This is a genomic window from Synechococcus sp. MEDNS5 (genome assembly GCF_014279875.1).
In the GTDB taxonomy this organism is placed as follows: domain Bacteria; phylum Cyanobacteriota; class Cyanobacteriia; order PCC-6307; family Cyanobiaceae; genus Synechococcus_C.
This window is the reverse complement of sequence record NZ_CP047952.1, coordinates 1,807,436-1,821,488: the sequence shown is the minus strand read 5'-3', so window position 1 is coordinate 1,821,488 and position 14,053 is coordinate 1,807,436. Positions and strand designations below refer to the sequence as shown.

Sequence of the window (14,053 nt, the reverse complement as noted above, 5' to 3'; positions counted from 1 at the left end):
GTTGAATTGTTGAGGGGCGTGGTGAAGCGGGTCAACATGCACGAGGCCAAAACTCATCTATTGCGCTTGGTGGATGAGGCGGCAGCTGGTCAGTCGTTTGTGATCTGCAAGGCCGGTAAGCCGATGGTGCGCGTCACACCCCTGGCCCAGGCCGGTGATGCAGCACCGGTGTCCTCGCGGCTGGGGTTGCTGAAGGGTCTGGTCTCGGTGCCGGACGACTTTGATCGTATGAGCCAGGAGGCGATGGCCAACTTGTTTGAAGGGGTTGCCCAGAGCTGAATGCAGTTGTTGTTGGACACCCACCTGTTGGTGTGGGCCATGGGGGAGCCCGAGCGTCTTGATCCAGCGCTGGTTCGCTTGCTGGAAGACCCCATGAATACACCTGTGTTCAGCGTGGCAAGCCTCTGGGAACTGGTGATGAAACGTGGTCTGGATCGGCCCGACTTTCAGTTGGAGCCCTCTTTGCTCCGCCAGGTCCTAGTGGAGGCTGGCTGGCGTGAGTTGCCTGTGGAGGCGCACCATGTTTTGGCTGTGGGGCAGTTGCCGCCGCTGCATCGTGATCCCTTCGATCGCTTGTTGCTGGCCCAGGCGCAGGCCGATGGCTTATTGCTGATCACAGCGGATCAGCAACTTGCGCAATACCCCGGCCCCGTGCGCCGGATGGACTGATCGCTTTCAGCAGATCGTCGTCGGCGAGGCGTGCATTCAGCCCAGTTCACCCCTGAGTCAGGCTTCTTGTCGCCCCAGCGCTGGAGCTCCCTGGCTTCTTCCTCCAGGGCGTTTACGCGATGTGCAGCATCGAGTTGATCCGCCAGTTCCGGCTGGCGGCAGTGCTGCAGCCGGTGCATTGCTTCATGCAGCAGCGTGCTTTTGAGCGCAGTCATCCAGCACCAGCACACGCGTGTGCCCTGCAATCTCAACCTGTGCAATCAGCGTGAGCAGGCCCAGGCCGGTCGCTGCACTCAAGGCTTCTGTCCCACCTTGGGTTCGCTGCCGTTGATCAGGCGCTGCAGGTTGCTGCGGTGGCGCCAGAGCACCAGCACCATCGCCACCAACGTCACCAGGATGTAGGGAGGGCTGCCGGTGGAGAGCACCATCAGCAGGGGCAGGCTCACGGCGGCTATCACGCTGGCCAGCGACACGATCCGGCTCAGGCTGAACACGGCCACGAACACCCCGAAGCAGGCCAGTCCCACCGGCCAGGCCAGGCCGAGGAACAGGCCAAAGCCAGTGGCCACTGCCTTGCCGCCCTTGAAGCCCAGCCACACTGGCCAGATGTGACCAGCCAGGGCCGCCAGGCCAGCCAGCACCTCCACCCAGTTGCGCATCAGCTCCATCCCCACCAGGCCTTCGGTGAGGGCCCGGGCCAGCAGCACTGCCGCCGCTCCCTTGCCCACATCCACCAGAAACACCACCAGGGCCGGGCCCTTGCCCACATTGCGCAGCACGTTGGTGGCGCCGGTGGAGCCCGATCCGATCGTGCGCAGGTCGATGCCTTTGCACCAGCGTCCGGCCAGGAAGCCGCTGGGGATGGAGCCGAGCAGATAGCCCAGCAGCACAGAGAGGAGGCCCATCAGAGCAGGTCGTCGATGTCGTCGGTTTCACCTGGTCCGGCCGCAAAGGCCAGCCAGAGCGGAAACTGAAGCACGGGAATGTCCACCACTTGCTCCGAGGCATCGATCAGGATCAGTGGTACCTCACCCCGTTCCTCAAGGCGGTCGGCCCGTTCCACCAGGGCGTCGCCTCGCTCAAAAAGCACGATGCCGCTGTTGGGGCCGAAATCCTCCCGGCCCAGGCCCAGGGCATCCTGCAGACCCCGTCGCCAGTCGCCCAGCCGTTCGGGTTGGCCCGCCAGCACCAGGGTCTGGAACTGATCGCCGTAGAGCTCCCCAACCACTGCGATCAGCGCGGACGCCAGCAGCACGTTGCGCGGCCGGCTGCCCCGACTGGGTTGGGCTCCGCGTCCTCCCTGATTGAAGAACCAGTCCTCGAGTACGGCGGTGTCCGCCCCATCCAGGCTGCGGCGCAGCTTCCAGGGGTCGGCGTAGAAGTCGGGCTGCTCCAAGAAGCGTTTGAGGTTGGCGCGGATCAGCTCCTCATCGGGGCGGAAGGTGTCGGCCAGCGCCGGGGCTGCGCCTGCGCTGGCCGCCTGATCGGCGGCCTCGGCTGCGGACTGCTGCGCGTCGAGCGGTGAGGGCTGCACCACCACCGGCTGGGCCACCAGCTCCAGGGTTTCCACCGACTGGGCAAGCCCCTGGAGGGCGCCGCCCAGGTATTCCTGGAAGCCCTTCACGCGTCGGGCGATCGCATCGGATTGCCCGGCAAAGCTGGCGGCCATCTCCGTTTCCAGCTGCTGTTTGCGTTGCGTGAGGGTGTCGATCTCCTGCTGCAAAGCGTCGCGGCGTTCTTGCAGCTCGGTGAGGGCCAGCTGGATTAGGGGCGCATGGTTTTTCTGTTCACGGTTTTGCAGCTCGGGGCCTGGCTCCGGGGGGGCCGGCACCTGGGGCGTCAGATCGGTGTCGTCAGGCATGGCGCACTTGTCCTGACTCCATTCCAGCGGATCGCCGACGACCTAGCACGCAAGGTACGTGGATGCGTTAAATGCGTTTCTATTTCGTAACGCTGGCGTGTTTTCAGGGGGTGTTGTTCTGGGGGGTCGGCTGTTCCAGGGCGCCCACCCGCAGCACCAGCTGCTCGCGTAGCTGTGCTGGATCAAACAGGATTGGCAGGAAGTGAATGCTGTTCACCTCGCGGAAAAACAACAGTCCGGGCAACCAGGCTGCGAACAAACGCCAGCTCTGCCACTCCGCGTAGGGAAAGCGCCGCAGTTCCTGCTGGCCGCGCCACACCACCAGGGTGTCGACGCAGAACTCCAGGCGCAGGCTGTAAGTCTGCACCAGCAGAAACAGACCGAACAACCCAACCACCAGGCTCGGCCAGGGGCGCAGCGGTAAGGGCAGCAGCGCTGCACTCAGCAGCAGAATCGCCAGGGGTAGCCGCGGGCTGGGGGCGATGCTCACGCTGTTTGCGTCAGTGGTGGCTGGTGCTGGAGAAGGTTCGCTCATGGGGGTGGGGCTTCAGCCGAAGAGGATCTGGGTGAGCACGGTGTCCATCAGGGCCACGGTGACCAGGATCATCACCACGGCTCCGGTGGTGCTGGTGCCCACCTCCTTCGGGCCGCCCTGGGTGGTCATGCCCCAGCCGCAGGAGAGCACGGCGATCTGCAGGCCGAACACCAGGGCCTTGATCAGCATGAACGGCATGTCGTCGGGCAGAAGCCAGCTGCGAACCGACGACCAGAACACCTCTGGCGGAATCGCGTAGAGCTCGGTGCTGCTGATCTGGGCGCTCCAGATGGCTACACCGAAGAACAGCAGGCACTGCACCGGGGCCATCACCACCATGGCGATCAGTCGAGGCACCACCAGGTACTCCACCGGGTCGGTGCGCAGCATGGTGATCGCGTCGATCTGTTCGGTCACTTTCATGGTTCCGAGCTGGGCGGCGTAGGCCGTGGCCACCTTGCCCGTGAGCAACGTTGCCGTGAGCAGCGGCGCAATCTCCCGCGCCAGGCCCACAGCCAGCACGCCACCCACCGTGGCGCTGGCACCCATGCTGCTCAGCTCCTTGGTGATCTGGATGTTGAATACCGTGCCCGCAGCCAGGGACGTGATGATCACGATCAGGAAGCTGCCGGGACCCGCTTCCTGCAGTTGGTCGAGCAGGTCAACGGTGTTGATGCGGCCCCTGGCGGTGGCCGTCACGGCCTGCCCGCCGATGATCAGGCTGCTGCCGAGCCTGTTCAGCCAACGGGGGGATTTCAAGCGGAGACGGAGCGGGGAGGAGGTCATGCGCGTTGCAGGTGGGCGCCGCGGTCGGGCCAGCGTCGCATCAACAGAAGCCCGAGCACGACTAACACAGCTGGTATCAAACCCATGCAAAGCCGAATGGCAATCAGTGCTGTTTCAGGTTGTTGGACAGAACTCAAGGCGCCATCGGCTGTCTTCGTGGAGATGTATCCAGTGAGCGAGAGCAAGGTTCCAAACACGCTCATGCTGAGGCCAATGATTAATTTTTGCCCAAACACCATCCAAGCGGTGTAAAGGCCCGCTGGGCGGGTGGAATCCGCGTCGATCGCATTGGGAAGCAGGGACCAGGGGATGAGATAAGCGGTTGAGGCTCCGAGTCCCACGAGCATGATCAAGCCGATCACAGGGATCAGAGCAACCACGCCACTGTTTTCAGGGATCGGGTTGAGGAGCGTGGAAAGAAGGCAGGCGGTAATCCAGATGCTCGAGCCCCAACCGAGAGCTGTGATGCGTCCATGCCGGTTCGACAGCACGCTCCAAACCTGAAGTCCCACCAATGCTGCGACATTGAAGGCAAGCAAGAGCAACGTGGCGATTCCAGCTGGAACGTGGATGACTTGGACGAGCCAAATCAAGGCAACCACTTGCATCAGCTGTAGGCCAAACCACAGCAGCAAATACAGCCCTAGCACCATCAGAAATCGTGAGTTTGAGCGAATGCGCCGCAGTTGTTGCAGCAAGGGCTCTTTGTTGCCACTGGGGCGTTGCGCTTTTTTGGCATAGGGGGCCAGACCCCAGCAGCAAAGCAGGGTTGCCACTGCTGCGATCGTTCCTGAGATTTGTCCCATCAATAGGTAGCCACCACTGCCCTCTCGCAAGACGAAAACAGCGATGAGCAACCCGATGGTTCCCGCCATGATGGATCCGGTAAATCGAGCTGCATTCAGCCGCGTGCGAATCGCCGTATCCGGTGTGAGCTCGGTGGAAAGCGCCGCGTAGGGCAGATTCACGCTTGTGTAGGCCGTCATCAGCAGGATGGCCATCAGTACGTAATACGCTGTGCGTTGCAACGTGCTGCCCTCAGGGACCCACCACATCGCTGCCAGGCTGATGCCTAACGGCAGCGCAGCTGCAAACATCCAGGGAAGTCTTGGGCCCCATCGACTGTTGGTGTGATCGCTCATCCAACCGATCAGGGGATCATTGATGGCATCCCAAAGTTTGATCACGGTGAGGAGGGAGCCGGCAATGAAAGCTGGCAACCCTGCCGCAGAGGTGAAGAAGGGAAACAGGTAAAAACCCAGCGTCGTGGCGGCTAGTCCGGTTCCAGCATCTCCGAGTCCATAGGCGAACATCAGGCGTTGTCGGGATCCCCCGGAAAGGGTGCTCTTGCTCATCAGGCCAGGGGAGGGGGCAGGCGGAACGCCATAATGGTGAAGCATGCATCCAGGAACACCACCCAACGAGGGTGAACTGATTCGGATGTATTAATGCGGGCGTAGTTTAGTGGTAAAACCTCAGCCTTCCAAGCTGATGATGCGGGTTCGATTCCCGCCGCCCGCTTCCTGAAATTTTGCTCAAGCCGTGCTCCTGGCTTACAGCTTGAGCGTGTTTGTGTACTCCCTGGCCACCATCACCACCAGGCTTCTGGCCTCCAGCGGCACCCCTGGCGGTGTCCAGGGTTCGGGATGGGCCGGAAGGTCCTCTCCCGGTGGCAGGGCCGTGTCGATCAAGCGATGCCACGGTGTGGCTGCCACCGGTAAGTCGAAGTGCATGGCCTTGAAATAGGCGTTGAAGCCAGCCCATAGCACCGCCCCCTGGCTTCCTCTGTGCACGCTGAGTGCCAAGCAGTGCGACCAGCTGGCCCAATCGGGTTTGCCCAGTTCCACGCCATGCCACTGACGCCAGAACCCTTCATGGTCGCTGCTGAGCTGTTGGGGCTTTTCGTTGTGGGCGATCAGCGGGGTGAACAGATCCCTGAGCTGATGACGCACTGCGATCAAGCGCCGCACATAGGTCAGCAGATCCCTGTCGCAGTGATGATCCGACCAGATCATCCAGCTCAGCGGGCTGTCCTGACACCAGGTGTTGTTGTTGCCTCCCTGGCTGCGGCCTACTTCATCACCCATTAACAGCATGGGCACACCGCGGGCCAGCAACAGGGTGCTGAGCATGTTGCGCTGCTGGCGCCGGCGTAGGGCCGTCACTGCATGGTTGGTGGTCGGCCCTTCCACGCCGTGGTTCCAGCTGATGTTGTGATTTTCACCATCGCGGTTGTCTTCCCCATTGGCCAGGTTGTGCTTGCCGTTGAAGCTCATCAGGTCCATCAGGGTGAAGCCGTCGTGAGCCGTGAGCAGATTCACAGAACGCCCCAGATTCACGGGCTTGCCTTCGTAGAGGTCTGGGCTGCCGCGCAGGCGTTGACCCAGGGCCCAGGTGCTGTTTTCGTCCCCTTTCCAGAAGCCGCGCAGGGCATCGCGAAAGCGGCCGTTCCAGGTGCCGATGCGCTGGGCCGGGAAATCGTTGAGTCGGTAGAGCCCGCCGCAGTCCCACGGTTCACTCACCAGCTTGAGATCGCTTAAAAGCGGGTCAGCTTCCATCGCCTCCAACAGGGGTGGCTGCTCGAGAGGTTTCAGGCCTTCCCCCCGGCTCAACTCAATCCCTAGATCAAAGCGGAAGCCATCCACCCCCAGCTCGATGGCCCAGCAGCGCAGGGACTCCAGGATCAATGTTCGCGACAGGGGCTGATGGGCGGCAATCGAATTGCCGCAACCGCTCACATCGAGATAGTCGCCGTTGCTGGACTGGTGGTAATAAACCCTGTCTCCGAATCCACGCCAGCTCAGGGTGGGCCCGTTTTGATTGCCTTCAGTGGTGTGGTTGTAGACCACATCCAGAAGTACCTCGAGGCCGGCGTCATGGCAGGCGGCCACAAGGGCGCGCATCTGATGGCGGGCCTGCAGGGGGTCGTCTCCGCAGATGTAGCCCGAATGGGGTGCGAACCAACTCAGCGGGCTGTAGCCCCAAACGTTGTCGCGTCCTGGAGGTGCATCGTCCGGATCAAAGGCCTGCACCGGCAGCAACTCGATCGTGGTGACACCGAGGTCTTTGAGATAGGGAATCTTGTCGATCACGCCCAGAAGGGTGCCGCGCCGCTCAGGTGCCACACCGCTGTTGCTCCGGCGGGTGAAGCCCCCCACGTGCAGTTCGTAGATCACCGTCTGCTGCCAGCTGTGGCGCGGTCTGGGGTGGGCATCAAAGTCGAAGCGGTCCCGCTCACACACCACGCCTTTGAGGCAGCAGTCGGTGTTCGGTGAGGCCCCGGTGGCCATCTCCCGCTGGTACACCGACCAGCCCTCGATCCCCCGGGCGCAGGGATCAAGGAGCACTTTCGCCGGCCTGAAGCCGTGCCCACCCGGTGCCAACGGTCCGAACACCCGGTAGCCGTAGAGACAGCCTTCCTTCAGGCCCTCCACCTCCACATGCCAGTAGTCACCGGAGCGGTGGGTCTGCACATCAAGATCGATGATGCGGTCGGGACTGGGGGCCTCACTGCTGTTGAAGAGCAGCAGCTCCACCCGGTTGGCCCGCGGTGCTGCCACAGAAAAATTCACCCCCCGTGCTGTCACGGTGCTGCCCAGGGGCCAGGGTTTGCCTCGAAGGATTGCGCTCACTGAACCGCCCGCCGGCCGCAGGACGCACTGGTTTCAAAGTAGTGGTAACTGCGGTGAAGCACCGTGACTGTGTTGACGTCCGCCCTTGAACCCGGTCGCCCTCCGCAGCGCATCCGCCCGGATCTCTGGCTGTTTCCTCCCAATCGCGACTGCCGGGGTGGCTCCTCCTGGTGGTTGGATGTGGCTCCGGAACCGGTGCTGATCGACTGCCCCCCGCTCACAGAGGCCACGCTGACGGCCCTGAAGGAGCTGGCTGGAGGCCGCGTGGCCCGCATCCTGCTCACCAGCCGGGAAGGCCATGGCCGCTTGCGCCGCCTGCAGGAACAGCTCGATTGGCCGGTGCTCGTGCAGGAGCAGGAGGCCTACCTGCTTCCTGAGGTGCCAAACCTCAGCACGTTCGCAGACGCCCACTCCACCATCTCCGGGTTGCGCCTGCTCTGGACTCCGGGGCCGACCCCGGGGCATGCGGTTGTATATGCCCCAGCACCATCCAATGTGCTCTTCTGCGGACGCTTGCTGGTGCCAGTCGCCGCCGATTCTCTGGCCCCACTGCAGCACCGACGCACATTTCATTGGCCCAGACAGCAGCGCAGCCTGCAGCATCTTCGGGAGTGGCTTCCTTCAGATGCTTGTCCAGCACTAGCATCTGGGGCCGGGCTTGGTGCCTTGCGCGGTGGGCGTCTGGCCCCGTTCAGCAGTTGGAGTCCCGCCGGGCAGCGCGGAGGATCTGAGGTCTGAATCAGGCAGATTTTCAGAGAAAGCATTGCGGCACGGTGTTTTTCGGTTGCCGCACTGCTCAGACCTCCATACGATTGGCGCGCTTAGGCAAGCCGTGCGGATGTCGACCTCCGCATCGTCGTTCCAACCGCTTCCGCCACTTTCCTCTTTTTCTCCATGAACAAAGCCGATCTCGTCAATCTGGTTGCTGCCCGCACCGAGCTCACCAAAACCGACGTGTCCCTGGTTGTGGACGCTGCCATCGAAACCATCATCGATTCCGTTGTTGAAGGCAAGAAGGTCTCTATCCTTGGCTTCGGCTCCTTCGAGCCCCGTGAGCGCTCCGCGCGTCAGGGCCTGAACCCCAAGACCGGCGAAAAGATCAAGATCCCCGCCAAGCGCGTGCCTGCCTTCACCGCCGGCAAGATGTTCAAGGACCGCGTTCAGGGCTGATTTGCCTCTGCTAAACGCTTTGAGGTGGTCCCTTGGGACCACCTTTTTCATGTGATCTGCCCAGACCATCTTCTTGCCGTCCTGAGCCGCGGTGAGGCCTTGCGTTCCACGGGATACCGAGGACGGTTTGCTCCGACGCCCTCCGGCCCCCTGCATCTGGGCAATCTGCGCACAGCCTTGCTGTCGTGGTTACAGGCCCGTTGGCATCAAGGCCAGTGGCTGCTCCGCATTGATGATCTCGACACGCCGCGGGTTCAGCCCGGAGCGACTGAGTCGGCTCTGAATGATTTGCAGTGGCTGGGTCTTCACTGGGATGGGCCTGCGATCGTTCAGAGCCAACGCCAGGGCCTCTATGGATCCTTCCTGTCGGCCCTGCGCCGCCAGGGTTTGGTGTATGCCTGCCGCTGCAGTCGCCGGCAACTGACCGGGTTCACCCGTTACCCAGGAACGTGCCGTGGCCGAGACCTGAGCTGGGGATTGAAAGACGGCCGTCTTCCGGCCTGGAGACTCACCGTGCCGGAACCCTATGCATCGTCCTGCGGTGATCCGGTGTTGCGCCGCGCGGATGGTTTCGTGGCCTATCACCTGGCCACGGTGGTGGATGAGCTCTCCCTGGGCATCACAGAGGTGGTGCGCGGCAAGGATTTGGCTCCGGCTTGTTTGCCGCAGCAGGCTCTGGCGGCGGTGCTGGGGCAAACGGCACCCGCTTACCGCCATGTGCCACTGCTCCTTGCGGATGACGGCATGAAGCTTTCGAAGCGCGAGCGGGCACGGGGATTGACCCCCCTGAAGCAACAAGGATGGGGGCCGGATCGGGTGGTGGGCCACCTGGCCGCATCCCTGGATCTAGTCCCTGCGGAGACCGCCCTTTCAGCGCTTGAGCTGCTCGACCATGTGCGTCGGCAGCCCGAGCTATGGCAGAACCGCATTCAGTTGTTGCATTCTTAAGGAAGGCTTCGGGATCAAGTGGGTCTGTTGCTCCCACACTGATCCCATTACTTGGTTTCGGTCATGGCCATCTGCTCCTGCTGCGGAGGCAGTGGAATTCAACGGGTGAGTGAACAGCAGTTCCGCACCTGTCTGGCCTGTTTGGGGCAAGGCTGCAACGGGGCTGAGGATGCTGAGATCGAGTCACGGCTTGATCAGCCAGCATCCAAGGGCATCAACGCAGTTGCTTCTTCCGCTGCTGCCAGATGAAGAAGGTGGCGGTGGCCACCACAGCCAGCAGGGGAACGCTGGTGAACAGCAGCAGGGCGACGGCGGTCCAGTCGGTGTACATCCAGTCAGCGATCAATCCCGATCATTCTCTCAGGAGGATGCGTCGATCTGCTGACCGGTTGGGGATGCGTTCTCTCGGGATGGGTATTGCTCTGGGGATGGTGGCTCTGATCCGTCCGGTAAGCGCGGGGGGGCTGGAGACGATTCAGCCGGTCCTGAGGGCCTGCTTCTCCACGGGGGATCCGACCCGCTGCGATCAGGCCCTGGATCTCACTGAACAGCTGCAGCGCCGAGCCGCCAGGGCCGATCGTTATCCCTGCCAGACCCTGTTGCTGGGCCTGCAGGCTGATGTTGTGATGGTTCAGCTCTCCCAAGGGCGCGGGGAGCGGGTCTTTGACACCCTTCAGGCCAGTGCCCGTGCCTGTCGGGGGCTGTAGGGGCAGATCGCAGCGATCAAGGGCAAACTGGAGCCCAACTGCGCTATCCGTCATGAAGGCAATCTTGATGTCCTTCTCCGGCATTACACTGGCCGGTGCGCTTCTGGCGGGCACGGTGGATGCACAGATCCGCTTCGATGATTGCCAGCCGGCAGCGGGGGGTGGCATCACCTGCAACACGGTTCCCTATGGCAACACCAGGGCCGACATGATCGATGGCGAGTACGGCCTGCTCGATCAGGCCAGTCCAGGCTGGGCTGAATACAACCCCTACGAGGGCTACGACGACATGCTGGGTGGCAATCAGACCTGAGCCGCAGGGGGAGGCACCCCTGACAATCCTCTGGACGCCCGGCCAGAACTCGATCAGCATGAATTGGCGCGCTTTGATTGCATGGATCAGGATCCAAACGCCACCAACTCAAGGGAACGCACGGTGCTGATTGTTCTGCTCCTCGCCCTGGGGCTTGGGCTTGTGGCCATCCCACCTGTGCGGGAGGGGATCCTCAAGGATTTCAGGCGTAAGTGGGAACAGAACGGGCAGGTGCATCAAACGGGATCGATCCTGTTGGCAGCCCGTGCTGATGCCTTGGTTCACTGACCATGGTTTGAATGCCATCGCAACCCCGAAATCGTGTCGGCGAGGTGTACGGCAAGCTCACGGTGCTGCGGCTTTCAGAGCGGCGCACCAAGGGCGGGAATGTCTTCTGGTGGTGCCGTTGCTCCTGTGGTCGAGAGCGGGAGGTCCCTGGAGACAAGCTCTCGCACAACACCAGTCGTAAGAAACCGGTCGTGATCGCGTGCCTTGCGTGCGCTCGGGAGCTGCAGGTTGAGGCGGTCCAGGTACGGAATGATCGCGATGAGCAGGAGCGGCGGGAGGAGGCGCATCGCAACAGGAGCGCATTGCAAGGCCAGGTGCCAGACAGCTGGCTCAGGCTGGCGTTGACGGATGCCCACGCGCGGGAGCTCGGCCAGGTGCTCTTTTTCCGGGGGACGCGCTGCCTGCGCAATCATCTGGCGCCTTATCGCATCAATGGGGGATGCCTGGCTTGTGCTGGTCAGAGGCCCTCAGCGCTGACTGAAGCGCCTTCTTCGGGGTCTGATTAGTTCCAGAGGGAGTCGGGCATGCTCATCCAGAACCAATCGATGGCGAACTCAATCAACAGCGCGTGAATGATGAATTTGGGTTGCTGGCTCGCGAGCGGCCGACGTCGCCGTGGTTGCCCAAGGCCTGTATTGGCTTCTCCGTCGCTCCCCAGTGCCAACGAAGCCCCCCAGTTCAGGATCAGCCAGGTGAACAACCACTGGATCAGAAAGGGAAGGGAGAAAAAATTCACGGGGAGCCAACGTCAAGTTGAGACAAGTTTCGCCTGTGATTGAGCCTCTGTCGGCTCGGCGACTTGCAGATCCTTTTTGAAGCGCGTAGAGAGGCGATACCAGCAGCACAGATCCATGGCATCCAAGTTCTTCCACGTTCACCATGAATTCCGCGCGGGCAAGGCTGCGCAGTGGTGGCAGGCTGCGCAAACAGCCATGGCTCCTGGTGGCGGTTGGGATGACGCTGTTGCCAAGAATCTCGAGGCTGGTTTTTATAACCACGCCTTTTGCCCTGTTGGTCCAGAGGGACCGGCGTTCTGCATCTGGGAAGTGCGTGAAGGCATCACAGCCGAGCAGTTTCAGGAGTTCATCGATGGCCCGATGGGTGTCAATTTCGGGCTGGGTGCATGGATGAACATCTGCAGAGAAATCAACATCGAGCTTGCCGGTAACCCTCCCTATCCCAGGAAGTTTTGACCCTGAATCCCACCAACGCCCCAACCATGGGTCGTTGGTGGGAGACTGACTGTCTTTCAAAGGCATCGGCGCGTTGAACCCATCCACCATCAGGCGATTTGTTTTCACGCTGATTACCGGATACCTGGCGATCTATGGGGTCAGGCAAATTCCCTATGAATTTCCCAACGAATGGGGCGTCATCATCCCTGTTTTGATTGTCGTTTATATCATTACCGTTTGGCTCGATGGGCTGATCTTTAACGACGCCACAGCGGAAATCACGTCGGATCGTGTCGCAGAAACGCCATCAAAGAGGAAGCCCAAAAAGCGTGCGTCTGGTTTTGGCGATTAATCAGCCATCGCTGGCATCGGAACCACTCTTGTCCACAATGGTTGAATGACAACTCCCACTCTTGAAGCCGCCACCGCTGCGCTCAAACGCCTGCTTCTGAGCAGCATCACCCCTGCCATGGCATCAGAAACGGAAGGCATGGCAAGTATCAGCGAGCGTATCAACGCCTGCATGGCGCGGGCGAAGGTTGATGCGTCAGAGGGGCCTCCCTCGTTTCTGAATGCGCTCCCCATGGGCGAGTGATGGCGGCCCAGGCTCAGAAGGCCTTGGCAAACATTGAAGCTCTGGCGGTGATGGAGACGCTTGTGGCTGAACTCGATGGAGCCCCGCGATGGGGGTGAAGATCGCCTGTCATGGCAGATGGGGATTGCCTTGTAACCCAGTTGGGGTGTAGAATCATCGCTCTAGTGTGCAGGCCTAAGGAATGCCTTCACGCACGTAAATTTCAGATGAAACTCTTCAATTTCTTGAGTGCTTCCGCTGTTGTTGGTGCAGCACTTTTCACTTCGAGCTCAGTTGAAGCAAGACCTCATCTCTACACAGGTGTTTTTGGCTATAGCGGAAACTTGGAAGAATGCATCGGAGGGGCAAAGACTTTGCTAAAAACGAACGGATTCAATAAATCACTTGAGGTTGACAAAAAAGAGAGAATGGCGTATGTGACTGCTTACCATGAAAATGAATACATGGTGGTAGAAATTGGATGCGACCAAAAACTAGGCGTGACTTATCTTGCGGTCTCAGGTCTTGATAATGATACGACGTATAAAATCTATTCAAAGCTATACGGATCTGAGTGGTAATCGCCATCGTCCAGGAATCCGTAAGTCCTAAAGATGAAAGCGATGCAAGACCCAACAAGGGGAAAAACAAGGTGCTTTGTTGTCGCTATCTATCTCGCAACGTTACATGCATCCCGTCAGCAATGGCGGGGTTTTTTGTTGCTAGAACGTAAAAATTCTTCTTTTGACTCAGTCAGCTGCGCAAGCCACGTTACGAAGTACTTAAGCCCAGCATCGCACTGACCCAGAAAGACCCTCAGACAGCCCCAGGTGTGTGGTCAGCGATCCGATAAGCCTGGTGTTTGAATGGGGCAGTGTTCGTGAGCCATCTGGCGTAAGACAGCATCTGTTCCGTTGGTGTTATGAGTCTCTTTGTAAACAGCCAGTTGATTGTTTAATTCTTGGCAGCTCTTGCGTTTGAGGTCCATTTGGTCAGTCCGTGAACTGAATTAACTATGGCCATCGTTGAACAGCAGTTGAAGTATCAGATAGCACTTTTTGTCTCTCAATCTCGTTACGGGAAAGCCTTCCCATCGGCCCGTCGTTAGCTCCTGCGTCTTGGGGGCTTTCTGCTCAATCCACTCCTACGCGGTGAACCAGCAGTGATTGAGCTGATGCTCGACGGGCTGAACCCAATCCTCACGACAGACGAAACCGACAGGCTGGTCGGTTGGCACCTTGGGGTGAGCCTCTAACCCAGTTGGGGGGATGCACCCGCCATCTCTGGCCAACCGTTCCCTTCAGCGTTTCGCGTAGCGCCTGAGCCCATCTAGGCGTGGATCTGGGCATTGAAGGGTCGTTTTGAAGCTGCAAACAGTTTGCAGATGCGTTTGCA

At 60.6% G+C, this 14,053-nt stretch carries 22 protein-coding genes and 1 tRNA gene; 14 read left to right on the top strand and 9 right to left on the bottom strand.

The annotated features are described in order from the left end of the window. Positions 1 to 21 precede the first annotated feature (21 nt). Positions 22 to 279, top strand: coding sequence for a type II toxin-antitoxin system Phd/YefM family antitoxin (locus SynMEDNS5_RS09890; RefSeq protein ID WP_186583230.1), 258 nt, complete (start codon positions 22 to 24; stop codon positions 277 to 279). Further along, positions 280 to 669 (top strand): type II toxin-antitoxin system VapC family toxin, encoded by a 390-nt coding sequence (locus SynMEDNS5_RS09885; RefSeq protein ID WP_186583229.1) that lies wholly within the window; start codon positions 280 to 282, stop codon positions 667 to 669. Here the strand turns inward: SynMEDNS5_RS09885 and SynMEDNS5_RS09880 are convergent. The 6 genes from SynMEDNS5_RS09880 to SynMEDNS5_RS09855 all read right to left on the bottom strand — a co-directional run bounded on the left by SynMEDNS5_RS09880 (position 624) and on the right by SynMEDNS5_RS09855 (position 5,206). Next, positions 624 to 884, bottom strand: coding sequence for a hypothetical protein (locus SynMEDNS5_RS09880; protein ID WP_186583228.1), 261 nt, complete (start codon positions 882 to 884; stop codon positions 624 to 626). The two genes, SynMEDNS5_RS09885 and SynMEDNS5_RS09880, sit on opposite strands and share 46 nt — an antisense overlap. A 78-nt stretch (positions 885 to 962) precedes the next feature. Then, the gene (plsY, locus tag SynMEDNS5_RS09875; protein ID WP_186583227.1) at positions 963 to 1,574 is read right to left on the bottom strand and encodes a glycerol-3-phosphate 1-O-acyltransferase PlsY; all 612 of its coding nucleotides are present in this window, start codon (positions 1,572 to 1,574) and stop codon (positions 963 to 965) included. Next, on the bottom strand, positions 1,574 to 2,530 hold the full coding sequence (locus SynMEDNS5_RS09870; protein WP_186583226.1) for a DUF3086 domain-containing protein: 957 nt from the start codon (positions 2,528 to 2,530) through the stop codon (positions 1,574 to 1,576). The genes plsY and SynMEDNS5_RS09870 overlap by 1 nt, the downstream gene beginning before the upstream one ends. Positions 2,531 to 2,633: 103 nt before the next feature. Beyond that, complete coding sequence (locus SynMEDNS5_RS09865; protein WP_186583225.1) at positions 2,634 to 3,065, bottom strand: DUF3119 family protein; 432 nt, start codon at positions 3,063 to 3,065, stop codon at positions 2,634 to 2,636. A gap of 12 nt (positions 3,066 to 3,077) precedes the next feature. After that, positions 3,078 to 3,824 (bottom strand): ABC transporter permease, encoded by a 747-nt coding sequence (locus tag SynMEDNS5_RS09860; RefSeq protein ID WP_186585954.1) that lies wholly within the window; start codon positions 3,822 to 3,824, stop codon positions 3,078 to 3,080. Positions 3,825 to 3,847: 23 nt separating this feature from the next. Then, entirely contained in the window at positions 3,848 to 5,206 is a 1,359-nt protein-coding gene (locus SynMEDNS5_RS09855) for an MFS transporter (RefSeq protein ID WP_255440123.1), read from the bottom strand. Positions 5,207 to 5,301: 95 nt separating this feature from the next. Between SynMEDNS5_RS09855 and SynMEDNS5_RS09850 the strand changes: the two genes are divergently transcribed. Continuing rightward, positions 5,302 to 5,372: transfer RNA gene (locus tag SynMEDNS5_RS09850), tRNA-Gly, on the top strand. Positions 5,373 to 5,404: 32 nt separating this feature from the next. Here the strand turns inward: SynMEDNS5_RS09850 and SynMEDNS5_RS09845 are convergent. Next, a complete protein-coding gene (locus SynMEDNS5_RS09845; RefSeq protein ID WP_186583224.1) occupies positions 5,405 to 7,483 on the bottom strand; it encodes a glycogen-debranching protein in 2,079 nt (692 codons plus the stop codon). A gap of 63 nt (positions 7,484 to 7,546) precedes the next feature. On the opposite strand from SynMEDNS5_RS09845, the gene SynMEDNS5_RS09840 reads away from it, so the two are divergent. From SynMEDNS5_RS09840 to gluQRS, 3 genes are all read left to right on the top strand, one after another. Next, positions 7,547 to 8,221 (top strand): MBL fold metallo-hydrolase, encoded by a 675-nt coding sequence (locus SynMEDNS5_RS09840; RefSeq protein ID WP_186583223.1) that lies wholly within the window; start codon positions 7,547 to 7,549, stop codon positions 8,219 to 8,221. Between the two features lie 156 nt (positions 8,222 to 8,377). Beyond that, on the top strand, positions 8,378 to 8,653 hold the full coding sequence (locus SynMEDNS5_RS09835) for an HU family DNA-binding protein (RefSeq protein ID WP_006043393.1): 276 nt from the start codon (positions 8,378 to 8,380) through the stop codon (positions 8,651 to 8,653). A 99-nt stretch (positions 8,654 to 8,752) separates the two neighbouring features. Continuing rightward, on the top strand, positions 8,753 to 9,601 hold the full coding sequence (gluQRS, locus tag SynMEDNS5_RS09830; RefSeq protein WP_255440122.1) for a tRNA glutamyl-Q(34) synthetase GluQRS: 849 nt from the start codon (positions 8,753 to 8,755) through the stop codon (positions 9,599 to 9,601). 214 nt (positions 9,602 to 9,815) lie between these two features. Here gluQRS and SynMEDNS5_RS13190 read toward each other — a convergent pair whose 3' ends face one another. Beyond that, positions 9,816 to 9,947, bottom strand: coding sequence for a hypothetical protein (locus SynMEDNS5_RS13190; protein ID WP_255440401.1), 132 nt, complete (start codon positions 9,945 to 9,947; stop codon positions 9,816 to 9,818). Between the two features lie 22 nt (positions 9,948 to 9,969). Between SynMEDNS5_RS13190 and SynMEDNS5_RS09825 the strand changes: the two genes are divergently transcribed. From SynMEDNS5_RS09825 to SynMEDNS5_RS09810, 4 genes are all read left to right on the top strand, one after another. Beyond that, positions 9,970 to 10,308, top strand: coding sequence for a hypothetical protein (locus SynMEDNS5_RS09825; protein WP_255440121.1), 339 nt, complete (start codon positions 9,970 to 9,972; stop codon positions 10,306 to 10,308). Positions 10,309 to 10,375: 67 nt separating this feature from the next. Further along, positions 10,376 to 10,621 carry a lactate dehydrogenase gene (locus tag SynMEDNS5_RS09820; RefSeq protein WP_186585951.1) on the top strand — a complete coding sequence of 82 codons (246 nt, stop codon included), beginning with the start codon at positions 10,376 to 10,378 and terminating at the stop codon, positions 10,619 to 10,621. A gap of 81 nt (positions 10,622 to 10,702) precedes the next feature. Continuing rightward, the gene (locus tag SynMEDNS5_RS09815) at positions 10,703 to 10,909 is read left to right on the top strand and encodes a hypothetical protein (RefSeq protein ID WP_186583221.1); all 207 of its coding nucleotides are present in this window, start codon (positions 10,703 to 10,705) and stop codon (positions 10,907 to 10,909) included. Positions 10,910 to 10,920: 11 nt separating this feature from the next. Beyond that, on the top strand, positions 10,921 to 11,415 hold the full coding sequence (locus SynMEDNS5_RS09810) for an early protein (E6) (RefSeq protein ID WP_186583220.1): 495 nt from the start codon (positions 10,921 to 10,923) through the stop codon (positions 11,413 to 11,415). Here the strand turns inward: SynMEDNS5_RS09810 and SynMEDNS5_RS09805 are convergent. Then, positions 11,412 to 11,645: a hypothetical protein gene (locus SynMEDNS5_RS09805; protein WP_186583219.1), complete on the bottom strand. Its 234-nt coding sequence runs from the start codon at positions 11,643 to 11,645 to the stop codon at positions 11,412 to 11,414. The two genes, SynMEDNS5_RS09810 and SynMEDNS5_RS09805, sit on opposite strands and share 4 nt — an antisense overlap. Positions 11,646 to 11,760: 115 nt before the next feature. Here SynMEDNS5_RS09805 and SynMEDNS5_RS09800 point away from each other — a divergent pair, with 115 nt between their 5' ends. From SynMEDNS5_RS09800 to SynMEDNS5_RS09785, 4 genes are all read left to right on the top strand, one after another. Then, the gene (locus SynMEDNS5_RS09800; RefSeq protein ID WP_186583218.1) at positions 11,761 to 12,102 is read left to right on the top strand and encodes a hypothetical protein; all 342 of its coding nucleotides are present in this window, start codon (positions 11,761 to 11,763) and stop codon (positions 12,100 to 12,102) included. A gap of 73 nt (positions 12,103 to 12,175) precedes the next feature. Continuing rightward, positions 12,176 to 12,436 (top strand): hypothetical protein, encoded by a 261-nt coding sequence (locus tag SynMEDNS5_RS09795; RefSeq protein WP_186583217.1) that lies wholly within the window; start codon positions 12,176 to 12,178, stop codon positions 12,434 to 12,436. Between the two features lie 45 nt (positions 12,437 to 12,481). Further along, positions 12,482 to 12,679 (top strand): hypothetical protein, encoded by a 198-nt coding sequence (locus SynMEDNS5_RS09790; RefSeq protein WP_186583216.1) that lies wholly within the window; start codon positions 12,482 to 12,484, stop codon positions 12,677 to 12,679. Positions 12,680 to 12,903: 224 nt separating this feature from the next. Then, on the top strand, positions 12,904 to 13,239 hold the full coding sequence (locus SynMEDNS5_RS09785; RefSeq protein WP_186583215.1) for a hypothetical protein: 336 nt from the start codon (positions 12,904 to 12,906) through the stop codon (positions 13,237 to 13,239). Positions 13,240 to 14,053: the final 814 nt, after the last annotated feature.

Coding starts and splice junctions, on each gene's coding strand:
- SynMEDNS5_RS09885 (WP_186583229.1), top strand. CDS start 280: ATGCAGTTGTTGTTGGACACCCACCTGTTGGTGTGGGCCATGGGGGAG.
- SynMEDNS5_RS09880 (WP_186583228.1), bottom strand. CDS start 884: ATGACTGCGCTCAAAAGCACGCTGCTGCATGAAGCAATGCACCGGCTG.
- plsY (WP_186583227.1), bottom strand. CDS start 1,574: ATGGGCCTCCTCTCTGTGCTGCTGGGCTATCTGCTCGGCTCCATCCCC.
- SynMEDNS5_RS09870 (WP_186583226.1), bottom strand. CDS start 2,530: ATGCCTGACGACACCGATCTGACGCCCCAGGTGCCGGCCCCCCCGGAG.
- SynMEDNS5_RS09865 (WP_186583225.1), bottom strand. CDS start 3,065: ATGAGCGAACCTTCTCCAGCACCAGCCACCACTGACGCAAACAGCGTG.
- SynMEDNS5_RS09855 (WP_255440123.1), bottom strand. CDS start 5,206: ATGAGCAAGAGCACCCTTTCCGGGGGATCCCGACAACGCCTGATGTTC.
- SynMEDNS5_RS09835 (WP_006043393.1), top strand. CDS start 8,378: ATGAACAAAGCCGATCTCGTCAATCTGGTTGCTGCCCGCACCGAGCTC.
- SynMEDNS5_RS09825 (WP_255440121.1), top strand. CDS start 9,970: ATGCGTCGATCTGCTGACCGGTTGGGGATGCGTTCTCTCGGGATGGGT.
- SynMEDNS5_RS09820 (WP_186585951.1), top strand. CDS start 10,376: ATGTCCTTCTCCGGCATTACACTGGCCGGTGCGCTTCTGGCGGGCACG.
- SynMEDNS5_RS09815 (WP_186583221.1), top strand. CDS start 10,703: ATGGATCAGGATCCAAACGCCACCAACTCAAGGGAACGCACGGTGCTG.
- SynMEDNS5_RS09810 (WP_186583220.1), top strand. CDS start 10,921: ATGCCATCGCAACCCCGAAATCGTGTCGGCGAGGTGTACGGCAAGCTC.
- SynMEDNS5_RS09800 (WP_186583218.1), top strand. CDS start 11,761: ATGGCATCCAAGTTCTTCCACGTTCACCATGAATTCCGCGCGGGCAAG.
- SynMEDNS5_RS09790 (WP_186583216.1), top strand. CDS start 12,482: ATGACAACTCCCACTCTTGAAGCCGCCACCGCTGCGCTCAAACGCCTG.